13 protein-coding genes, 1 tRNA gene and 2 rRNA genes are annotated in these 19,128 nt (G+C 41.6%); 15 read left to right on the forward strand and 1 reads right to left on the reverse strand.

Annotated features, from left to right (window positions below):
* Nucleotides 1-226 precede the first annotated feature (226 nt).
* From PI20285_RS10210 to PI20285_RS11665, 7 genes are all read left to right on the forward strand, one after another.
* A 23S ribosomal RNA gene (locus PI20285_RS10210) occupies nt 227-3,149 on the forward strand.
* A gap of 92 nt (nt 3,150-3,241) precedes the next feature.
* Nucleotides 3,242-3,358 (forward strand): 5S ribosomal RNA (rrf, locus tag PI20285_RS10215).
* A 78-nt stretch (nt 3,359-3,436) separates the two neighbouring features.
* A tRNA-Thr gene (locus tag PI20285_RS10220) sits at nt 3,437-3,510 on the forward strand.
* 204 nt (nt 3,511-3,714) lie between these two features.
* Entirely contained in the window at nt 3,715-5,091 is a 1,377-nt protein-coding gene (locus tag PI20285_RS10225) for a cytosine permease (RefSeq protein ID WP_057775571.1), read from the forward strand.
* Between the two features lie 21 nt (nt 5,092-5,112).
* Nucleotides 5,113-6,369, forward strand: coding sequence for a cytosine deaminase (gene codA / locus PI20285_RS10230; RefSeq protein WP_105782239.1), 1,257 nt, complete (start codon nt 5,113-5,115; stop codon nt 6,367-6,369).
* A 30-nt stretch (nt 6,370-6,399) separates the two neighbouring features.
* Complete coding sequence (locus PI20285_RS10235) at nt 6,400-7,074, forward strand: helix-turn-helix domain-containing protein (RefSeq protein WP_105782240.1); 675 nt, start codon at nt 6,400-6,402, stop codon at nt 7,072-7,074.
* Nucleotides 7,071-7,481, forward strand: a complete 411-nt coding sequence (locus PI20285_RS11665; RefSeq protein WP_179947331.1) for a hypothetical protein — start codon at nt 7,071-7,073, stop codon at nt 7,479-7,481. Before PI20285_RS10235 ends, PI20285_RS11665 begins: the two co-directional genes overlap by 4 nt.
* A gap of 43 nt (nt 7,482-7,524) precedes the next feature.
* Here PI20285_RS11665 and PI20285_RS10245 read toward each other — a convergent pair whose 3' ends face one another.
* Nucleotides 7,525-8,814 (reverse strand): ISL3 family transposase, encoded by a 1,290-nt coding sequence (locus tag PI20285_RS10245; RefSeq protein ID WP_245080531.1) that lies wholly within the window; start codon nt 8,812-8,814, stop codon nt 7,525-7,527.
* Nucleotides 8,815-8,870: 56 nt separating this feature from the next.
* Between PI20285_RS10245 and PI20285_RS12020 the strand changes: the two genes are divergently transcribed.
* The 8 genes from PI20285_RS12020 (at nt 8,871) to PI20285_RS10285 (ending at nt 18,996) form a co-directional block, all read left to right on the forward strand.
* Nucleotides 8,871-9,407, forward strand: a complete 537-nt coding sequence (locus tag PI20285_RS12020) for a DDE-type integrase/transposase/recombinase (protein ID WP_280523941.1) — start codon at nt 8,871-8,873, stop codon at nt 9,405-9,407.
* Nucleotides 9,408-9,628: 221 nt separating this feature from the next.
* On the forward strand, nt 9,629-11,158 hold the full coding sequence (locus PI20285_RS10255) for an ABC transporter permease/substrate-binding protein (protein ID WP_057775174.1): 1,530 nt from the start codon (nt 9,629-9,631) through the stop codon (nt 11,156-11,158).
* The gene (locus tag PI20285_RS10260; RefSeq protein ID WP_082623322.1) at nt 11,155-12,126 is read left to right on the forward strand and encodes an ABC transporter ATP-binding protein; all 972 of its coding nucleotides are present in this window, start codon (nt 11,155-11,157) and stop codon (nt 12,124-12,126) included. Before PI20285_RS10255 ends, PI20285_RS10260 begins: the two co-directional genes overlap by 4 nt.
* A gap of 27 nt (nt 12,127-12,153) precedes the next feature.
* Nucleotides 12,154-13,485, forward strand: a complete 1,332-nt coding sequence (locus PI20285_RS10265; protein ID WP_057775171.1) for a dihydrolipoyl dehydrogenase family protein — start codon at nt 12,154-12,156, stop codon at nt 13,483-13,485.
* An 18-nt stretch (nt 13,486-13,503) separates the two neighbouring features.
* A complete protein-coding gene (locus tag PI20285_RS10270) occupies nt 13,504-14,661 on the forward strand; it encodes a cation:proton antiporter (protein WP_057775170.1) in 1,158 nt (385 codons plus the stop codon).
* Between the two features lie 139 nt (nt 14,662-14,800).
* Nucleotides 14,801-16,027 carry a KxYKxGKxW signal peptide domain-containing protein gene (locus PI20285_RS10275; protein ID WP_057775167.1) on the forward strand — a complete coding sequence of 409 codons (1,227 nt, stop codon included), beginning with the start codon at nt 14,801-14,803 and terminating at the stop codon, nt 16,025-16,027.
* A 155-nt stretch (nt 16,028-16,182) separates the two neighbouring features.
* The gene (locus PI20285_RS10280; RefSeq protein ID WP_082623320.1) at nt 16,183-17,658 is read left to right on the forward strand and encodes an MFS transporter; all 1,476 of its coding nucleotides are present in this window, start codon (nt 16,183-16,185) and stop codon (nt 17,656-17,658) included.
* 570 nt (nt 17,659-18,228) lie between these two features.
* A complete protein-coding gene (locus PI20285_RS10285; protein WP_057775164.1) occupies nt 18,229-18,996 on the forward strand; it encodes a sulfite exporter TauE/SafE family protein in 768 nt (255 codons plus the stop codon).
* Nucleotides 18,997-19,128 lie beyond the last annotated feature (132 nt).

Consider the following 19,128-nt stretch of genomic DNA (forward strand, 5'->3'; position numbering starts at 1 on the left):
AAGGATATTTAGAAACGGAAACCTACACATATGTCGAAACTTTGTTTAGTTTTGAGAGGTTTACTCTCAAAATTTGTTCTTTGAAAACTAAATAATATCGAAAAATTTTCTAATTTTAATTATCAGATAATTAAACCGAGAACATTGCGTTTTATAGAGTTTTACAACAAGATTAGTTCTTAAAATAATCGCTAAACTCAAAACCACTTTATCTTCGATAAAGTTAGGTTAAGTTATAAAGGGCGCATGGTGAATGCCTTGGCACTAGGAGCCGATGAAGGACGGGACTAACACCGATATGCTTCGGGGAGCTGTAAGTAAGCTTTGATCCGGAGATTTCCGAATGGGGAAACCCAACAACATTAATCCGTTGTTACCACTACGTGAATTCATAGCGTGGCTGGAGGTAGACGTGGGGAACTGAAACATCTCAGTACCCACAGGAAGAGAAAGAAAAATCGATTCCCTGAGTAGCGGCGAGCGAAAGGGGAACAGCCCAAACCAGGAAGCTTGCTTCCTGGGGTTGTAGGACTGAACATTTGAGTTACCAAAGATTTTCATAGCCGAACAGTCTGGGAAGACTGGCCAGAGCGGGTGATAGCCCCGTAGGCAAAATGAAGATCCCTCAGTTCAGGATCCTGAGTACGGCGGAACACGTGTAACTCCGTCGGAATCCGGGAGGACCATCTCCCAAGGCTAAATACTCCCTAGTGACCGATAGTGAACCAGTACCGTGAGGGAAAGGTGAAAAGCACCCCGGAAGGGGAGTGAAACAGTTCTTGAAACCATGTGCCTACAAGAAGTCAGAGCCCGTTAATGGGTGATGGCGTGCCTTTTGTAGAATGAACCGGCGAGTTACGTTTGCATGCCAGGTTAAGTTGAAGAAACGGAGCCGTAGCGAAAGCGAGTCTGAATAGGGCGACTGAGTATGCAGATGTAGACCCGAAACCAAGTGACCTACCCATGTCCAGGTTGAAGGTGCGGTAAAACGCACTGGAGGACCGAACTCGTGTACGTTGAAAAGTGCTGAGATGAGGTGTGGGTAGCGGTGAAATTCCAAACGAACTTGGAGATAGCTGGTTCTCTCCGAAATAGCTTTAGGGCTAGCCTCGGACTTAGGATCATGGAGGTAGAGCCACTGTTTGGACTAGGGGCCCATCTAGGGTTACTGAATTCAGATAAACTCCGAATGCCATTGATTTATGTCCGGGAGTCAGACGGTGAGTGATAAGATCCATCGTCGAAAGGGGAACAGCCCAGACCACCAGTTAAGGTCCCTAAATATATGTTAAGTGGAAAAGGATGTGGAGTTGCATAGACAACTAGGATGTTGGCTCAGAAGCAGCCATCATTTAAAGAGTGCGTAATAGCTCACTAGTCGAGTGATTCTGCGCCGAAAATGTACCGGGGCTTAAACATATTACCGAGACTGTGGATGCCACCGTAAGGTGGCGTGATAGGAGAGCGTTCTAAGGGCGATGAAGGCAGACCGTGAGGACTGTTGGAGCGCTTAGAAGTGAGAATGCCGGTATGAGTAGCGAAAGACAGGTGAGAATCCTGTCCACCGAATGACTAAGGTTTCCTGGGGAAGGCTCGTCCTCCCAGGGGTAGTCGGGACCTAAGTCGAGGCCGAGAGGCGTAGACGATGGATAACAGGTTGAGATTCCTGTACTAGTTAAACTTGTTTGAACAATGGAGGGACGCAGTAGGCTAAGGAAAGCACACAGTTGGATAAGTGTGCCCAAGCAACAAGTCTTAGATAGAGTCAAATGCTTTATCTTTTAAGGACAAGTTGTGATGGGGAGCGAAATTTAAGTAGCGAAGTTCCTGATGTCACACTGCCGAGAAAAGCTTCTAGTTAGAGTTTAACTACCCGTACCGCAAACCGACACAGGTAGTCGAGGAGAGTATCCTAAGGTGTGCGAGAGAACTCTCGTTAAGGAACTCGGCAAAATGACCCCGTAACTTCGGAAGAAGGGGTGCTGATCGCAAGATCAGCCGCAGTGAATAGGCCCAGGCGACTGTTTATCAAAAACACAGGTTTCTGCAAAATCGTAAGATGACGTATAGGGGCTGACACCTGCCCGGTGCTGGAAGGTTAAGTGAATGAGTTAGCTTCGGCGAAGCTTTGAAATGAAGCCCCAGTAAACGGCGGCCGTAACTATAACGGTCCTAAGGTAGCGAAATTCCTTGTCGGGTAAGTTCCGACCCGCACGAAAGGTGTAACGATCTGGGCACTGTCTCAACGAGAGACTCGGTGAAATTATAATACCCGTGAAGATGCGGGTTACCCGCGACAGGACGGAAAGACCCCATGGAGCTTTACTGTAGCTTGATATTGAGTGTTTGTACAACTTGTACAGGATAGGTAGGAGCCGTAGATACCGGAACGCTAGTTTCGGTGGAGGCGTTGGTGGGATACTACCCTCGTTGTGTGAACCCTCTAACCCGCGCCACTAAGCGTGGCGGGAGACAGTGTCAGGTGGGCAGTTTGACTGGGGCGGTCGCCTCCTAAAGAGTAACGGAGGCGCCCAAAGGTTCCCTCAGAATGGTTGGAAATCATTCGCAGAGTGTAAAGGCACAAGGGAGCTTGACTGCGAGACAGACAGGTCGAGCAGGGACGAAAGTCGGGCTTAGTGATCCGGTGGTACCGTATGGAAGGGCCATCGCTCAACGGATAAAAGCTACCCTGGGGATAACAGGCTTATCTCCCCCAAGAGTTCACATCGACGGGGAGGTTTGGCACCTCGATGTCGGCTCATCGCATCCTGGGGCTGTAGTCGGTCCCAAGGGTTGGGCTGTTCGCCCATTAAAGCGGTACGCGAGCTGGGTTCAGAACGTCGTGAGACAGTTCGGTCCCTATCCGTCGCGGGCGTAGGAAATTTGAGAGGATCTGTCCTTAGTACGAGAGGACCGGGATGGACATACCGCTGGTGTACCAGTTGTTCCGCCAGGAGCATCGCTGGGTAGCTACGTATGGATGAGATAAACGCTGAAAGCATCTAAGTGTGAAACTCGCCTCGAGATGAGATTTCCCATTCCATTTATGGAAGTAAGACCCCTGAGAGATGATCAGGTAGATAGGTTGGGAGTGGAAGTGTAGTGATACATGGAGCGGACCAATACTAATCGGTCGAGGACTTAACCACAAAGTGGTGTTCTCAAAGAGAAGATTTCGATATTATTTAGTTTTGAGAGAATAAATTTCTTTCACACGAGCCGCGGAAGTGGATCGGAGAAGTGTGGTGACGATAGTGAGAAGGATACACCTGTTCCCATGTCGAACACAGAAGTTAAGCTTCTTAACGCCGAGAGTAGTTGGGGGATCGCTCCCTGCGAGGGTAGGACGTTGCCATGCACTTAGTAAGTTCCCTTAATTGGGAGCTTTTTTTGTGTCTAAATAGTCATTTTAATCAAATATGGTATACTTATTATTGCCACTGTAGCTCAGCTAGGTAGAGCACTTCCATGGTAAGGAAGGGGTCATCGGTCCGAATCCGATAAGTGGCTTAAATAAAAAATATCATGAGAAAAAGTCATTGAAAAATCAATGGCTTTTTTTGTGTCGAATCAAAGGCTGGTAGATATTTAAGCTTAGGTTGCGAACAATAAATATACTTCGTTTTATGAACCGCTACCAAAAAGTCCTCGATTTTTTTCGTGAGAAGTGTATAATCAATAAAAATGTGTAAAATTCTAAGGAGGAAATTTTTAATGGAAACCAAAGATCGATACGCAGTAGATATTGTTCCCTTTGAAGACCGTCATATGTCTTATTGGGATATGTTCGCTACTTGGATTGGTGCTAACGCAAACAATGGAACGTGGTTTGTAGGTGGAATTATTGCTGCCTGTGGTTTCTGGGGTGGTATTCATGCTTTAATTATTGCTTCAAGTATTTCGTACATATTTTTATCACTTGTAGGCTACATGGGATATAAAACAGGCGCTTCAACGATGGCTGTTTCCCGTGCTTCTTTTGGAATTCGGGGGAGTGTTGTTCCTTCAGTTGTTAACGTGACTCAATTCGTGGGTTGGACAGCTGTTAACACTTTTATCGCTGCTACTTCCATGTCATATATTTTACATTCATTATTAGGTTGGCCAGTTTATGGACAACCCGGTGGCGCTAAAGGATTGATTTTTGGTATCTTAGTTATGAGTATTTTACACTTAATAAGTATTTCTGCCGGACAACGGTCGATTCAAATCATTGAGCGAATAGGGATAATTCTCGTTATCATATTCGTTATATGGGAATCGATCGTTGTTTTTCGTGATGTATCGTTTTCTCAAATTGCGAATTGGAAGGTGCCAACTCATCAAAAAATGCCTTTTGGCAGTGCAATCGATACACTTGCCGCATTTAATCTAGCTTGGGTTACGGCCGGCGCGGATTTTACCCGGTTTACTAATAAGAAGAACACTGCAGTTACTGCTCCGTTTCTTGGGGCTGACATAGGTGTGTTCTGGTTTGCCTTTATTGGTTTGGTTGCCACAATTAGTATTGCAGTAACTTCTGGAGTTTACGATGCCAACAATTCTGATCCAAGTACAATTGCGAATCGGTTGGGACTAGGATCAATTGCCATGATTGTCATTGTGTTAACCAGTATGACTGCCAATGCGGTTAATTTACAAGCAGCTGGGTCAGCCGTTAATAATATTTTTCCAAAACTAAGTCTTAAAAAATCGCTGTGGATTGTCACAATTCTTGCCACTTTAGTTACTTTTATTCCGGTCTTTGTCGGAAGGTTCTTGGATACATTTACGGCATTTTTGGATTACGTTGGCATGGTACTTGGCCCGATCGTCAGTATTATGTGTGTGGATTTCTACTTGGTTCGAAGACGACACTATCAGGCAACAGAGTTATCTCGCAAAGGTGGTCGGTATTGGTATCGAGGCGGTATTCATTGGCTGGCCTTTTGCTTGTGGGTCGTGGGTGTGCTAGTTTATTTGCTGCTTCAACATGTAGCTTGGATTCGAAATTATACCGGTGCAACATTCATTACAATGATTTTGGTAGGAATTGCGTATTACGTCGTTATGAAGATTAAATGCCATATATTACTTAGTCATTCAAATTAATAAAACCGAGGAGTGTAAATCATGTTAATTAAAAATGTTTATATTGAAAATAATGCGAATAAACAGGACGTAAGGATTGAGGATGGTAAGTTTGCAGAAATTGACGCACACTTAGCTCCACGAGAAAATGAAAAGATCATCGAAGCTGATGGAAAATTATTATTACCCCCATTTGTTGATTCTCATGTTCATTTGGATGCAACGTTAACTGCTGGAGATCCGGAGTGGAATCAAAGTGGCACGCTGTTTGATGGCATTCGAATTTGGTCAGAACGGAAGAAAAAATTAACGCGCGAAGATGTTAAAACCCGAGCAAAAGCCACGATTCGGAAACAAATTGAAAATGGTATTCAAGTAGTTCGAAGTCATGTGGATACGACAGATCCTACAATGACGGCTTTGGAAGCTTTGTTAGAAGTTAAAGCGGAAATGAAAGATGAAGTGGAAATTCAGTTGGTCGCTTTCCCACAGGAAGGGGTATTATCTTATCCTCAGGGTAAGGAGCTATTGGAAACAGCCGTTAAAGAGGGTGCAGATGTGATTGGCGGAATTCCCCACTACGAATTTACACGTGATTACGGCGTCCAATCCTTAAAATATATTACAGACCTGGCCGAAAAATATGATCGTTTGATCGATGTGCATTGTGATGAAATTGACGATCCCAACTCACGTAACTTAGAGGTACTTGCAACTTTAGCCTATGAGACTGGGTTGTCTGATCGCGTCACAGCCAGTCACACCACTGCGATGGGCTCATATAATAATGCATACTGCTACAAACTGTTTCGTTTATTGAAACTCGCCAACATTAACATGGTTTCAAATCCACTTGTGAACATTCATTTAGGTGGTCGTTTTGATACGTATCCGAAGCGGCGCGGGATTACCCGTATTAAAGAATTGAATGAAGCAGGGATTAATGTATCGTTTGGAGAAGATGATATTAAGGATCCTTGGTACCCAATGGGAAACGGTAATATGATGGATGCCGTGCATATGGGGATTCATGCTGAGCAACTCATGGGTTACCAAAGTATCATGGATTCATATAATTTTGTAACGAACAATGCCGCAAAGACTCTGCATATAAGTGATCATTATGGAATTGAAGTCGGGAAACCTGCTAATTGCATTATTATGAATAACAATAATTTTTATAATGCCTTAAATGAGCATTCGGAAGTCTTATATTCGATTCGCCAAGGGAAAGTATTAGTTGAAACTAAACCTAAAGATGCAATAATCCCTTTATGGTTGTCAGATGAAATAATATAATTCATCTGATTATCATGGAGGGATTTTTCTATGCCTAGATCTAAATATACAGCGGCTGAAAAATTAGCGATATTGACGGAATTTAAACAGTCAAACTTATCTTTAGGTAACTTTGCCAAACACAATAAGGTTGCAACCCAAACTGTGAAAGATTGGCAAGTAAAGTATCAAAGTGGCGGGACCGAAGAGCTTTCCGAAGCCCATCATAACAAGCATTACTCTAAGGAGTTAAAACGGGAAGCCATTAGTGATTTTTTGAATGGTGAAGGCAAGTATCGTGAAATAGCTATAAAGTATGGATTACGATCAACGACTCAGATACTCAATTGGGTTTCCAGGTATAATAGGGATAAACAAATAACGGCCTCGCCGTTTAGAAAGCAGGTCCCTATTATGAGTCGTAAAACCAACTTTAAGGAACGTATTGAGGTTGTCGAATATGTGACAAGACACAAACATAGTTATGCTGAAGCAGCCGAACATTTCGCTGTTTCTTATCAGCAAGCACGCTCATGGGTACTTAAAACAAAACAAGCTGGCTATGAAGCTCTGATTGATAATCGTGGACATCATAAACAACTAAGTGAACTAACTGATTTAGAAAAAGCTAATTTGCGAATCCGACAACTAGAATCAGAGTTGAAAGATAAAGAACTTATGGAAGCCTTCATAAAAAAATTTCAAGAAATTCAGCGCAGGGAGTGAATAAACAGCATCGACTGGCATATCAGGCCATAAGTGAAGTCAGTCAGGGGAAACAAGGAGCGGTCACCAAACTACTTAAAGTTGTCGGCGTAAGCCGTCAAGCTTATTACAAAGGAATTAATCGCCAAATAACATCTTGGGAAAGACAAGATAAAGTACTTAAGGAGCGTGTCCAATACTGGTTTGATTTTCATTTTCAAGGAATAGGAGCTGGGAATCTTCTTACTAACCTAGAAAAAGATAACCAAGTCACTTTTGCTGTGACACTTAAACAAGTGAAACGAATTATGCGTGAACTCGGATTACGCTGTGAAATCAAGGTTAAGAAACATAATCGGGTTAAACAGTCTGATCAATATATCCTGGATAACACTTTAAATCGGGTCTCTGTCAAACTGTATTGGTAGAGATTTTTGAAGGCATGTTCACTTCGGTGAATGTGCTTTTTGTTTACTCATGAATTAAACTGATACGAATGAAGAAGTTATGAATATTTCGAAAACCAAAACAGCTACGCTTTAATACCTTGATTTTGCGATTAAGTCCTTCAATAGGACCGTTAGAATACGGATAACGACAACTGTTGAGCACTGCTGAGCCGTTCTTAACGAAGGTTGAAATGGTGACGTCCATTTGATTACCAGCTACTTGGTAGTTGGTAATCAAATTTTTAAATCCCGTGGCATTCTTTTGGTGGATAGCAGTTAGAATGCCTTGATAAGTTTGATACACAGTTTTGAATTCTGGAAATTCATCTAAGGCAAGGTCGATGGCGTTCTGTTGGGTCATATACTCGTTAATGCCTCGTAAATAGATAAGCTTAGTGTCATTGATTTTCTCTTCTGCCAAATGAAATAAACGCCATTGAGATTTAAGGATGCGGTAAATGCGTGAATGCTTATCTTGAAAAGTACGGATAATGCGTGTACGTACATTGTCTAGTGCACGACCAGCAAGCTGAATAATGTGGAAACGGTCAATAATCGTGACAGCGTTCGGGAATAAACGATGAATAAAGCTGGCATATTCGGCGTTCATATCAATAGTAATTGTTTGAACTTTCGCACGTTCTTGAACTGAATAACGAGCTTCAAAGTAATCAATGATATCCTTACTGAGACGATCTTCGAGGGTCACAATGCGGCGATGACTAACGGCATCGCAACAGTTAAAGGACATTAGATGATTACAGGAACGAAATTCATCGAAACAAAGATTTGGTGGAAGTTGCTTAACACGGTAAGCCAAGTGAATATTTGCATTTAAAATACGTTGCACACTACTTGGTGAAATGCCACAAATTTTAGCGATTTCTTTACTGGTCAGCATGTCACGAGCTAGCACAATGACCTGATGTTTAACATTGTGGGTAAAAGTTTCATTACGTCTAACGAGGTTAGTTTTAGCTCCACAGGTTTTTAAACAATGTTGGCATTGATATCTTTGTCTTCTTAGCTGCATTTCATAACGTCCGCCTGATAAGGTTCCCAACCTTAGATGACTAACGTGGGTACCGTTTTTAATTAGACTTTTATGGCCACAATGGGGACATTTCACAAGCTGATAAGAAAGGTTGGCGTGAACGACATGAATTCGTTGTCCATTCGGGCAACGTTTCTTGGTAACACCAGTTACGGTTATATTTGGGTCTGTCATTTCAAACAAGCTTAAGATAGAATTAGTTAGGGACATCTGTTTTTCCTCTTTTCGATTTTGTTTGGTGATTAAATCGTAGCACAAAGAGGACAGATGTCCTTTTAATTTTCAAAATAAAAACTGGTATCAGTTATTCACCAATACCAGAAAGTGTAGACCCTTTAAATCAAAGCTTCAAAGTTACGGCACCTAATCAAGTTTGGTTATCAGACTCAACTGAATTAACCTACGGTGTAAATGGTGAGCACAAGGTACGTTTAAGTGGTGTCTTAGATTTATACGGGCGAAAACTGTTAGCCTACAATCTAAGCCTGACGGAGACTAGTGCAGCCGAAATTCAAGTATTTCAGCGAGCTTTCAATCAATTTAGTAATGCTCATCCATTAATTCACACAGATCGAGGATCTGCTTATACTTCTGGAGCTTTCAATAATTATTTGGCTCGTTATAACGTGACACGTAGCATGTCAAGACCAGGCACTCCATACGACAACGCTCCGATGGAACGTTGGTGGAATGAATTTAAACTTCGTTGGATGGCTCGCCATCCGTTGGCAAAAACTTATGAAGAACTAGTAAAACTTGTAGAAGATGGAATATATTATTTTAACCACCATAACCGTTCAGCAATAAGAAATGGCTTCACTCCAGATGAATACTGGAATGAAGCCATTTAGAAACAAACTTAAATTTATATTATTTCATCTGTCAACTTGACAGGGCCTAGTGCAAGAAGTAAAACTTAATTTCTGATAATTCCAGAGAAATAAACAGATGAAACAGTGGCCGATATGCCGCGGTTTCATCTGTTTTTTTACGCAAGCTCTTGAGTATATTGCATGGTAATTCAATGGGAATGTGAGAGAATGAAAACATAAACTAATTTTGGAGCGCTATTATGACGACATTATGGAATACATTTTTAGATCAAAGAACCGAACTTCTTAAAGCATTGTGGGAACATTTACAGATCTCACTAACCTCTTTACTGATCGCCATCGTGATTGCGGTACCTTTGGCAATTTGGGCAACTCACCATAAAAGTGTGGCAGAGGTCCTTTTACAAATTACGAGTGTGCTACAAACGATTCCTTCACTGGCTTTGTTGGGGTTGTTAATCCCACTGGTGGGAATTGGAAGTGTACCAGCGGTTATCGCGCTAGTTGTTTATGCACTATTACCTATTTTTCAAAATACATATGTGGGAATTGATGAAATCGATCCCTCCATCGAAGAGGCTGCGGATGCATTCGGAATGTCGCGACTGCGGAAACTGTGTAAAGTAGAAATCCCGATTGCACTACCTGTAATTATATCTGGGATTCGAACTGCTTTAGTCCAGATTGTTGGAACTGCAACTTTGGCTGCTTTGATTGGCGCGGGTGGTCTAGGTAACTTTATCTTACTCGGAATTGACCAAAATGATACGGCATTAATTTTAATTGGGGCAATTTCATCAGCTTTACTTGCGATTATTTTAAGTACCTTGATCAAAGTTCTCCAAAAAGCCCGGTTACGAACCGTTATCGTGACCATTGCTGTGATTATTGTCGGGTTTGTTGGAGTGAGCGGCTATCAGGCTGCGGCCCAACCTAAAGAAAATATTATTATTGCCGGCAAACTCGGCTCAGAACCGGATATTTTAATTAATATGTATAAAGATTTGATTGAACAAGATGATAAACATGTCACCGTGACCCTGAAACCAAACTTTGGGACAACTAGTTTCCTATTCAATGCACTTAAAAGTAAAAGTATTGATATGTATCCGGAATTTTCTGGGACTGTGCTCGAAAGCCTGGTTAAAAGCAAAGGCAATACCGCTAATTTGAGTGCTCATAAAACTTATGTGAAGGCTCGATATGAACTCAAGTCGCAAAACGATATGGCCTATTTGAAGCCCATGAAATATCAAAATACTTTTGCGGTGGCTGTTAAAAGATCATTTGCAGAAAAATATCATTTGAAATCAATCGGAGATTTACGTAAAATCGAAAACCAAATTAATGCCGGGATGACCTTGGAATTTATGAACCGCCAAGATGGATTAAAAGGGATTAAGAAAAAGTATGGCTTAGATTTCAAGGTAAGTTCAATGCAAGCCAGTTTACGGTATGAGGCACTGAAGCGCGGAAATATTAACGTGGGAGATGCTTATTCGACGGATAGTCAGATTAAGCAGCTCGATTTAGTAATGTTAAAAGATACTAAGCATGTATTTCCCCCTTATCAAGGAGCCCCCATCATGTCTGAAAAGTTTGCAACCAGTCATCCTCAGATTGTAAAATCCTTGAACAAGTTATCGGGTAAGATCTCGGATTCGGATATGCAGGAAATGAATTATAAAGTAAATGTGAAAAAAGAGTCCGCTGCGAAAGTCGCCAAGCAGTACTTAATTTCTCATGGATTGTTGAGGGATGATAAATGATGAAACCCAAAGTACCCATTATTGAGTTTAAAGATGTCCGAAAAGAATTTGGTGAAAACTTGGCCATTCAAGATCTGAATTTGGCAATTCAACCGGGCGAACTTTTTGTCCTGGTTGGGACTTCTGGAAGCGGAAAAACAACGACTTTAAAAATGATTAACCAATTGATTACCCAATCAGATGGTGACATTCTTTTTAACGGCAAAAAATTGAAAGAATTTGATACGCAAAGTTTACGACTTGATATTGGTTATGTACTCCAACAAATTGCGCTATTTCCAACGATGACAGTTGCCCAAAATGTGAGTGTCATTCCAGAAATGAAGAAAATTCCGAAGAAAACAACGGCCGAAATTGTTGATAATCTCCTTACCCAAGTTGGTCTGGACCCCAAAGAATATCGTGATCGGATGCCGGATGAATTATCAGGTGGAGAACAGCAACGAATTGGCATTATTCGAGCAATTGCGGCCAAGCCCCCAGTTGTTTTATTTGATGAACCTTTTAGTGCTTTGGATCCAATTGTGCGAACACAACTACAAGATTTAGTGTTAGATTTACATCAAAAAATGCATAATACGATTATCTTCGTGACCCATGACATGGATGAAGCATTGAAATTGGGTGACCGAATTGGCGTGATGAGTCACGGCCAGCTCCTTCAAACGGATACTCCGGAAAATATCGTGCAGCATCCGGTTAACCAATTTATAGAAAATTTCTTTGCTAGTTCAGTTGCAAAAAATATCTATGAAACCCAGCTGGCTAAACTAGTAAAATCGGGATATGTCCTAAAAAGTAGTAATGCTGCAAATAACTTGAAGGAGCTCGACGATACGGAGACCTTGGAGAGTGCCTTTATGGAACTGGCAGAAAATGATGAGATTTTGGTGATGCATGATCAAAAGAAAGTCGGATATCTAAATCGGCAACAAGTCATGCGTTATTTAAGTGAAGTTCAACGATAAACTAAAAATCAGAGGAGTGAATCAAAATTGGAAAAATTTGATGTTGTGATTATTGGTGCTGGCCCTGGCGGTGGTGCATTGGCGTATGACTTAAAGGCTCAAAACCTGAAAGTGGCCGTTGTTGAAGAAAATCTATGGGGTGGAACCTGCCCTAATCGCGGATGTGATTCTAAAAAAGTTTTAATTTCTGCTTTGGATGCAAAACGGCATGCAGAACATTTGGTGGGAAAAGGCATTCAAAAGGCTCCGGAGATTAACTGGGTCGACTTAATGAAATTCGAAAAAACATTCACGGATCCGGTTTCTTCGGGCACAAAAAAAGGTTTAGAAGACGCCGGTATTACGGTGATTGATGGGTCAGTAAAATTTAAGGATGCCCATACAATCCAAGTGGGCGAAAAACAGATTCAAGCTGATAAGTTTGTGATTGCAACTGGCGCTCGTCCTGGAATCCTAGAAATTGATGGTAAAAAACATTTTAAAACTAGTACGGACTTCCTAAAAATGCCAACAATGCCTAAGATCATTACTTTTGTGGGCGGTGGCTACATTGCGTTTGAGTTTGCGGCAATTGCAAGTGCTGCCGGTGCGCAGGTTCACATTGTGCATCATAACGATCGACCACTTAAGGCGTTTCCAAAAGCGGATGTAAAACGGTTAATTTCACAACTGGAAGAAAATGGTGTTCAGTTCCATTTTGGGGTGGACGTTAGTCGGATTGATAAAAATGCGCAAGGCTTTGAGCTTGTGAGTGCTCAAGGATTCAGTTTACAGACGAATGAAGTCTTTTGTACCGCTGGGCGGGTGCCTAATGACGATGCGCTAGCTTTAGAACAGGCCGGTGTTACGTATTCCAAACGGGGAATTCAAGTAAATGATCATTTACAAACAACGGCTGAAAATATTTTTGCCATTGGGGATGTTGTGGATAAAAGCCAACCCAAACTCACACCAGTATCTGGATTTGAAGCACAATATTTAGCTGGGTATCTAGCTGGCAATCAGGCGGCTATCACGTATCCGGCAATCCCAACTGTTGTGTACGGGGAAACTCGTTTAGCAATGGTAGGAATCAAAGCTTCTGAAGCTGAAAAAGATGCCGATCAATTTGAAATTAAAGATTTAGATTTAATGAGCTGGTTTACTTATCGGCGCTTGAACGAACCGTTGGCACATGCTACAGTAATAACATCTAGAAAAACAGGTGCGGTTGTTGGAGCCAGTTTGATGAGTAGTGAAGCAGATGATTTTATTAATTATTTTGCGATGGCAATTAATGGTCAATTGACTCCAGAAAATTTAAAACAAACAATTTTCTCTTATCCAACCGCGGCTAGCGATTTATCCTATTTAATCTAACTTTACGGAGGCTGTTATATGGAATTCATTGGGACACTTTGTTTAATACTTTTTTTAACGTTATTTGTTGGGCATTATAGCCAACGAATGGGTGTCCCAGGGGTTATTGGGCAGCTTTTAGTCGGAGTCATTTTGGGTCCGGCTATTTTAAATTGGATTCATTTGAATACCTTGGTTCAAACTTTTGCGGATCTTGGCGTGATTATTCTGATGTTTATCGCTGGCTTGGAAAGCAATATCGCCTTACTAAAGAAGTATTTACGTCCGGCACTTGTGGTGGCCGTGATTGGGGTGATCTTCCCAGTGGTAATCATGGGTGGCGCAGGATTATTATTTCATTTTAGTCGCTTAGAATGTTTCTTTATTGGTGTCGTATTTTCAGCAACTTCGGTAAGCATCTCGGTCGAAGTACTTAAAGAGTTTCACGTATTGGATACTAAAGAGGGCGCAACGATTTTAGGAGCGGCTGTGGCTGATGATATTATTGGCGTTATTTTGTTGAGCATCATGGTCAGCATGATGGGCGATTCTGCTGGAAATGAGAATCTGGGTCTAGTTATTTTAAAACAGGTTCTATATTTCGTGGGCGTTTATCTTGTGATTAAATGGATCGCGCCATATTTGATGCGCACGGCAGATAGATTATTCATGACGTCTAGCCGCACGATTATGTCGATGATTATCTGTTTAGGGATGGCCTGGCTAGCGGAGTCCGTGGGGCTTAGTGGTGCCGTTGGGGCCTTCTTTGCTGGGATTGCGGTTGCGATGACTCCCGCTCATGAAGAAATTGATCAAAGTATTGAACCAATTGGGTACGCGGTGTTTATTCCGATGTTCTTTATCAGTGTTGGGTTAAATATGGACTTTTCCCATTTATTGCAGTCATTAGGGTTTGTCATTTTGATGACTGTGCTTGGGATTGGCACAAAACTAATCGGTTGCGGCCTAGGTGGCAAACTATCAGGTTTTGATTTAACCAGTAATTATGTGATCGGTGCAGGGATGATTTCGCGAGGAGAAATGGCGTTGATTACTGCGCAAATTGGATTTTCAGCCCACTTAATTGATCCAACCCACTACTCTGACGTGATTTTGGTTATTATTCTGGTGACGATGATTGCACCATTTATATTGAAGCATGCAATTGGTCACCAAAGAAAAGTTTTGGCTAAATAAGACGAATTCTAACAAAAGAAATAAAAATAGTAAAAATAATTGCAATTAACTCGGATAAAGAGTATCCAAATCTTAAAAAATGTCGTATAATAAACTTAAAAGTTTCTTAATCAGTCAAAAGGGTTTGGAGGTTTGTCAAATGAAGAATAATCAAGATAATAAATTACATTTCAAAATGTATAAGGTACATAAACAATGGTTGTATGCAGGCCTTGTTTTGGTAGGCATTAATGCTGTAGGCGCATTTAATGCACCCCATGTATCAGCGGATGCTTCAGCAACTTCAACGGAAACTAGTGCAAATCAGACTAAGTCTAGTAGCTATGCTTATTCAGATTCTTATGCAACTAGTTCAGCTACTAGTAGTGTGAGTCAAGCAAGTACAGCAAGTAACGCTTCTTCTGCCAGCTCTAGTAGTGCAGCAAGTTCAAGCAGTGCAAAAAAATCGGCTGCTAGTGAAAGTGCTAAAAAGGCATCTGAGGCTTCAAGTTCAGCTTTGAGTTCCGCAGCAGCTAGTTCTGCTGCTAGCTCAGTAGCTGCTGCAAGTAGTGCTAGCAGTTCGGTGGCCGCTTCGTTAGCTCCTAGTTTAAGCACAACACCTAGTTCATCATCGAGCGTGGTTTATCCAGCATCTTCTAGTGCTGCGAGCGTTTCACCAATTAGTAGTGCTGCAAGTAGTGCGGTTGCTTCAACTAGTTCAGATGCAACTAGCGCTGCATCTTCTGCCGCAAGTGAAGCAACTCCAGGTTCATCTTCAGATTTAAATACTGACCAAACAAGCAGTGAAGCGACTTCCGTTTCTGCTGCAAGTTCAGAAAGTGTTAGTTCAGCAGTTTCCAGTGCTTCAACGCCTTCAACTGCTAGTTCAGCATCAGTCAGCTCAGATGCTAAGTCAAGTTCTTCAGCTGCCAGCAGCGCCACCACAACAATGGCTACTAAGGCAGTGACAACGACTACAACTGTGCAAACAACTGTTATGAACGCAACGGTTTCAAAAGTAATGAGCCAAGCAACTGCAGACGTTCAAAGAGCTACAACGACTCATCAGCGTGTTGATCGAAGCGCTTATTTGAGTGATTTGAGTGTATTTGCGGACACAAAGGCGGCTACAAAAGTTGAAGTTGCTGATTTAAATGATGATTATCAACAAGCTGCAATTCCTGTAGTTCAGTTCCAAACAACTTCACGGGCTATTAGTAATGCTCAAAGTGAAGCTGCCCAGACAACAGAGAAGGCATCTGCCAATAGTGATAAAGATGATAATTCATCTTCTGAAATGATGGCGCAAAGTGCCGGATTTGATGCTGATGGACATTCGGAATTAGCTGGTGGCACATATGTCATCCAAAATAATAAACAAAAATAGAGTTTAATAGAGATTAGAATAGCCATTCCGCTCACTAAACTGTGAGTTGGATGGCTATTTTTGTTTGAAAAGATTCAGCGAAATGGTGTACCACCAAAACTAAATAAGTTGTAAGATAAAAGGCGTGAACTTTTTAAGGGAAGAAGAGAAATTCTTTGTCAAAACGAAATATATTAATTGTGACATGCGCTTTATTGTTATCAAACGCGATGAGTGGCTTGGACAGCACCATTATTAATACGGCATTACCAGCAATTATTTCTGATTTACACGGAATTGAAATGATGGGCTGGATCGTGGCCGTATTTTTACTTGGAACAGCTGTCAGTACACCATTATGGAGCAAGTTGGGAGAACATATTGGAAATAAGCGGAGTTATCAGTTGGCTGCGTTATTTTTTGTGGGCGGTTCCCTACTCCAAGGGCTAGCTCCAAATATCGTTTTTCTGATTATTGCCAGAACTATTGCTGGAATTGGTAATGGAGGTGTGGTTTCGTTACCCTACATTATTTATGCAAGAATGTATGAAAATCCGCGTAAACGTATGCAGGTGTTAGGGCTGGTTTCGGCAAGTTATAGTACGGCAACGATTATCGGACCTTTAGTGGGTGGATTCATTGTGGATGCTTTTACTTGGCATTGGGTTTTCTATTTAAATATTCCAATTGGATTGCTTTCCGCCCTCCTAGTTCAGATTTACTACAAACTAGAAAAAGATCCACATAAAAACAGACCAGTTGATTATCTGGGGTCAATTTTTATGAGCCTAGGGTTAATCAGCTTATTGGCCGGAATTGAAATGATTGGGAGCGCTAGCGGGATGCTTGTAGGTGGGCTCTTCGTGATAGCAATTATTTGTTTGGGAAGTATGGCTCACTTTGAAAAAAGCGCTATTGATCCGATTATTCCTAGTCGACTGTTTAAAAATCGGGCCTTAATGATTGATTTTACGTTATTTACATTAATTTGGGGTGCGTTTGTTGGATTCCTCATTTATAGTCCTATGTGGGCTCAAGGATTGCTGGGTACCAGCGCATTAATTGGTGGGGCTACGCAAATTCCTAGTTCGTTTACTAATTTTATGGGATCCGGATCAGTGGCGCCGTTACGCCGTTATTTCACACCACATAAAGTTGTGGCATTAGGGATTATTATGTTGATTGCCTCGTTTCTGCTCTTAGTTGTGGGTGGTGTTAAAACTCCTTATTGGGTTTTGCTAGTGGCTGGAGCCTTTGAAGGCTTTGGTAATGGGGCTTGTTTTAATGAATTACAGGTAAAGGTTCAACAAGATGCGGACAAGACCGATATTCCGGTTGCAACATCGTTTAGTTTTTTGGTCAGAATGCTTAGTCAAACGTTCACGGCTTCTATTTTTGGGCTGGTAATGAATGATGCCTTGCGAAAAGGTGTTAATCGGTCAAACGGATCAATTACAATGAAGATGATGAATAAACTTAGTGATGCGACCAATATCAAGTCCTTACCGGCACATTTGATTCCGCAAATGCGGGTCATTTTGCATAGTGGGCTCCATAATATTATGGTGGTGGCCTTGGTTTTGATGTTAATTTCTTTGGCAATTAATATCTGGGCGCAAAGAATGGAAAAACGGGTTCAGCCACAAGAATAGTTAATATCTAGGCCGCAAGCGACATTCAGCCCCAAATAATCATTCTGGTTTTCAAACGGACTCCAGGTATAACAGTTAAAAATTGTTAGTGTAAAGTTTTAGTAGGAAAGTGAAAAAGCCTTTTCGCAACACGAGAAGACCGTTAATCTTCTAATTGGGTACAGCAGCCAGCAGCACCATGGGTAATTTGGTGAAGATTATTTCGTGAAACCTGGATGATAGGTGTAGTGGAGGCGTTGATGGGAGAATGTGTCGATGTCACTTGGCGATTTATCGCTTAGAGACATGGGAAGACTGGAGAGATCCACTTCTGGCCTGAAGGGTGAGAAATTAGCTCGCAAGCGACCCACACGGCCCCACATCAGCACCGGAACGGAACCAAAAGCAGATAAGAACTTAAACAAAATCTGATTAGCGGCACTACCTACTAAAACCTGCCACATACTTGAAAATCCGCTAAGTTTCCTATCTGAGTAATAAGTTGTAATATGGAGGCTGGTTAACTACAGAAGGAAGGCTATCTTTCCCTTCGAGGTTATTACAAATTAGATTAGAAAGAAGTTGGCTGTTTTGTCATTATGGCTTATATTGATTATTTTACTGGCTACAGGCGCTGCTGCCGGACTTTTATCTTCGATTGCCGGTCTGGCTTCGTTAGTGTCGTACCCAGTTCTACTATTGTTGGGTTTACCACCGATTAGTGCCAACGTGACGAACACTGCCGCTCTGATTTTTACTGGAGCCGGTTCTAGTTTATCCTCACTGAGAGAGTTACACCACAGTCGAAAAACAGCACTTCAGGTTACAGCCTATGCCCTAATTGGTGGCGTTATTGGGAGTGTTTTATTAGCTTTTGCTCCGGCTGCCACGTTTGAACGGGTGGTGCCATTTTTAGTTTTCGGTGCTGGAATTTTGATGCTTTGGTCTCAATTTAGGAAAAAGCCGACCCAACCTAAACCAACTGAGAAAAGTTTAAAAGTGACTATTTTTAAAAATTTCACGATTCTTTTGGTTGGGGTTTATATCGGGTATTTTGGTGCCTCAGCGGGGATGATCCTGTTATCAATTTTGATTGTGACTTTGAGCGAACCCTTTGCGGAGATCAATGCGATTAAAAACTTCGCGTCCTTTATGACAAACATCTTATCATTGATCATTTATGCGTTCACCACGAAAGTTTATTGGTGGATGGTAGTGCCGCTAGGAATTGGCATGTTCGTCGGCGGGTATATAGGGCCAGTGGTAATTCGCCATGTTCCGATTAAACCACTGCGGACAATTATTGCGTTTGCGGCGTTTGGACTGGCGGGCTATTTATTTTATACCGCCTACTTTTAAAAGAATGCGATTTTTGCTGGGAAATCCTCAGTGAAAATCGCTTTTTGTTTAGAGAGATTTAAATTGAAAGTGTCTAAACTATGCCATCAATGTTAAAATTGCATTAGGAAATCTTAAAGAAAATATGAGGAA

The sequence above is a fragment of the Pediococcus inopinatus genome, from assembly GCF_002982135.1.
Classification (GTDB): Bacteria; Bacillota; Bacilli; order Lactobacillales; family Lactobacillaceae; genus Pediococcus; species Pediococcus inopinatus.

Coding starts and splice junctions, on each gene's coding strand:
- PI20285_RS10225 (WP_057775571.1), top strand. CDS start 3,715: ATGGAAACCAAAGATCGATACGCAGTAGATATTGTTCCCTTTGAAGAC.
- codA (WP_105782239.1), top strand. CDS start 5,113: ATGTTAATTAAAAATGTTTATATTGAAAATAATGCGAATAAACAGGAC.
- PI20285_RS10235 (WP_105782240.1), top strand. CDS start 6,400: ATGCCTAGATCTAAATATACAGCGGCTGAAAAATTAGCGATATTGACG.
- PI20285_RS10255 (WP_057775174.1), top strand. CDS start 9,629: ATGACGACATTATGGAATACATTTTTAGATCAAAGAACCGAACTTCTT.
- PI20285_RS10260 (WP_082623322.1), top strand. CDS start 11,155: ATGATGAAACCCAAAGTACCCATTATTGAGTTTAAAGATGTCCGAAAA.
- PI20285_RS10270 (WP_057775170.1), top strand. CDS start 13,504: ATGGAATTCATTGGGACACTTTGTTTAATACTTTTTTTAACGTTATTT.
- PI20285_RS10275 (WP_057775167.1), top strand. CDS start 14,801: ATGAAGAATAATCAAGATAATAAATTACATTTCAAAATGTATAAGGTA.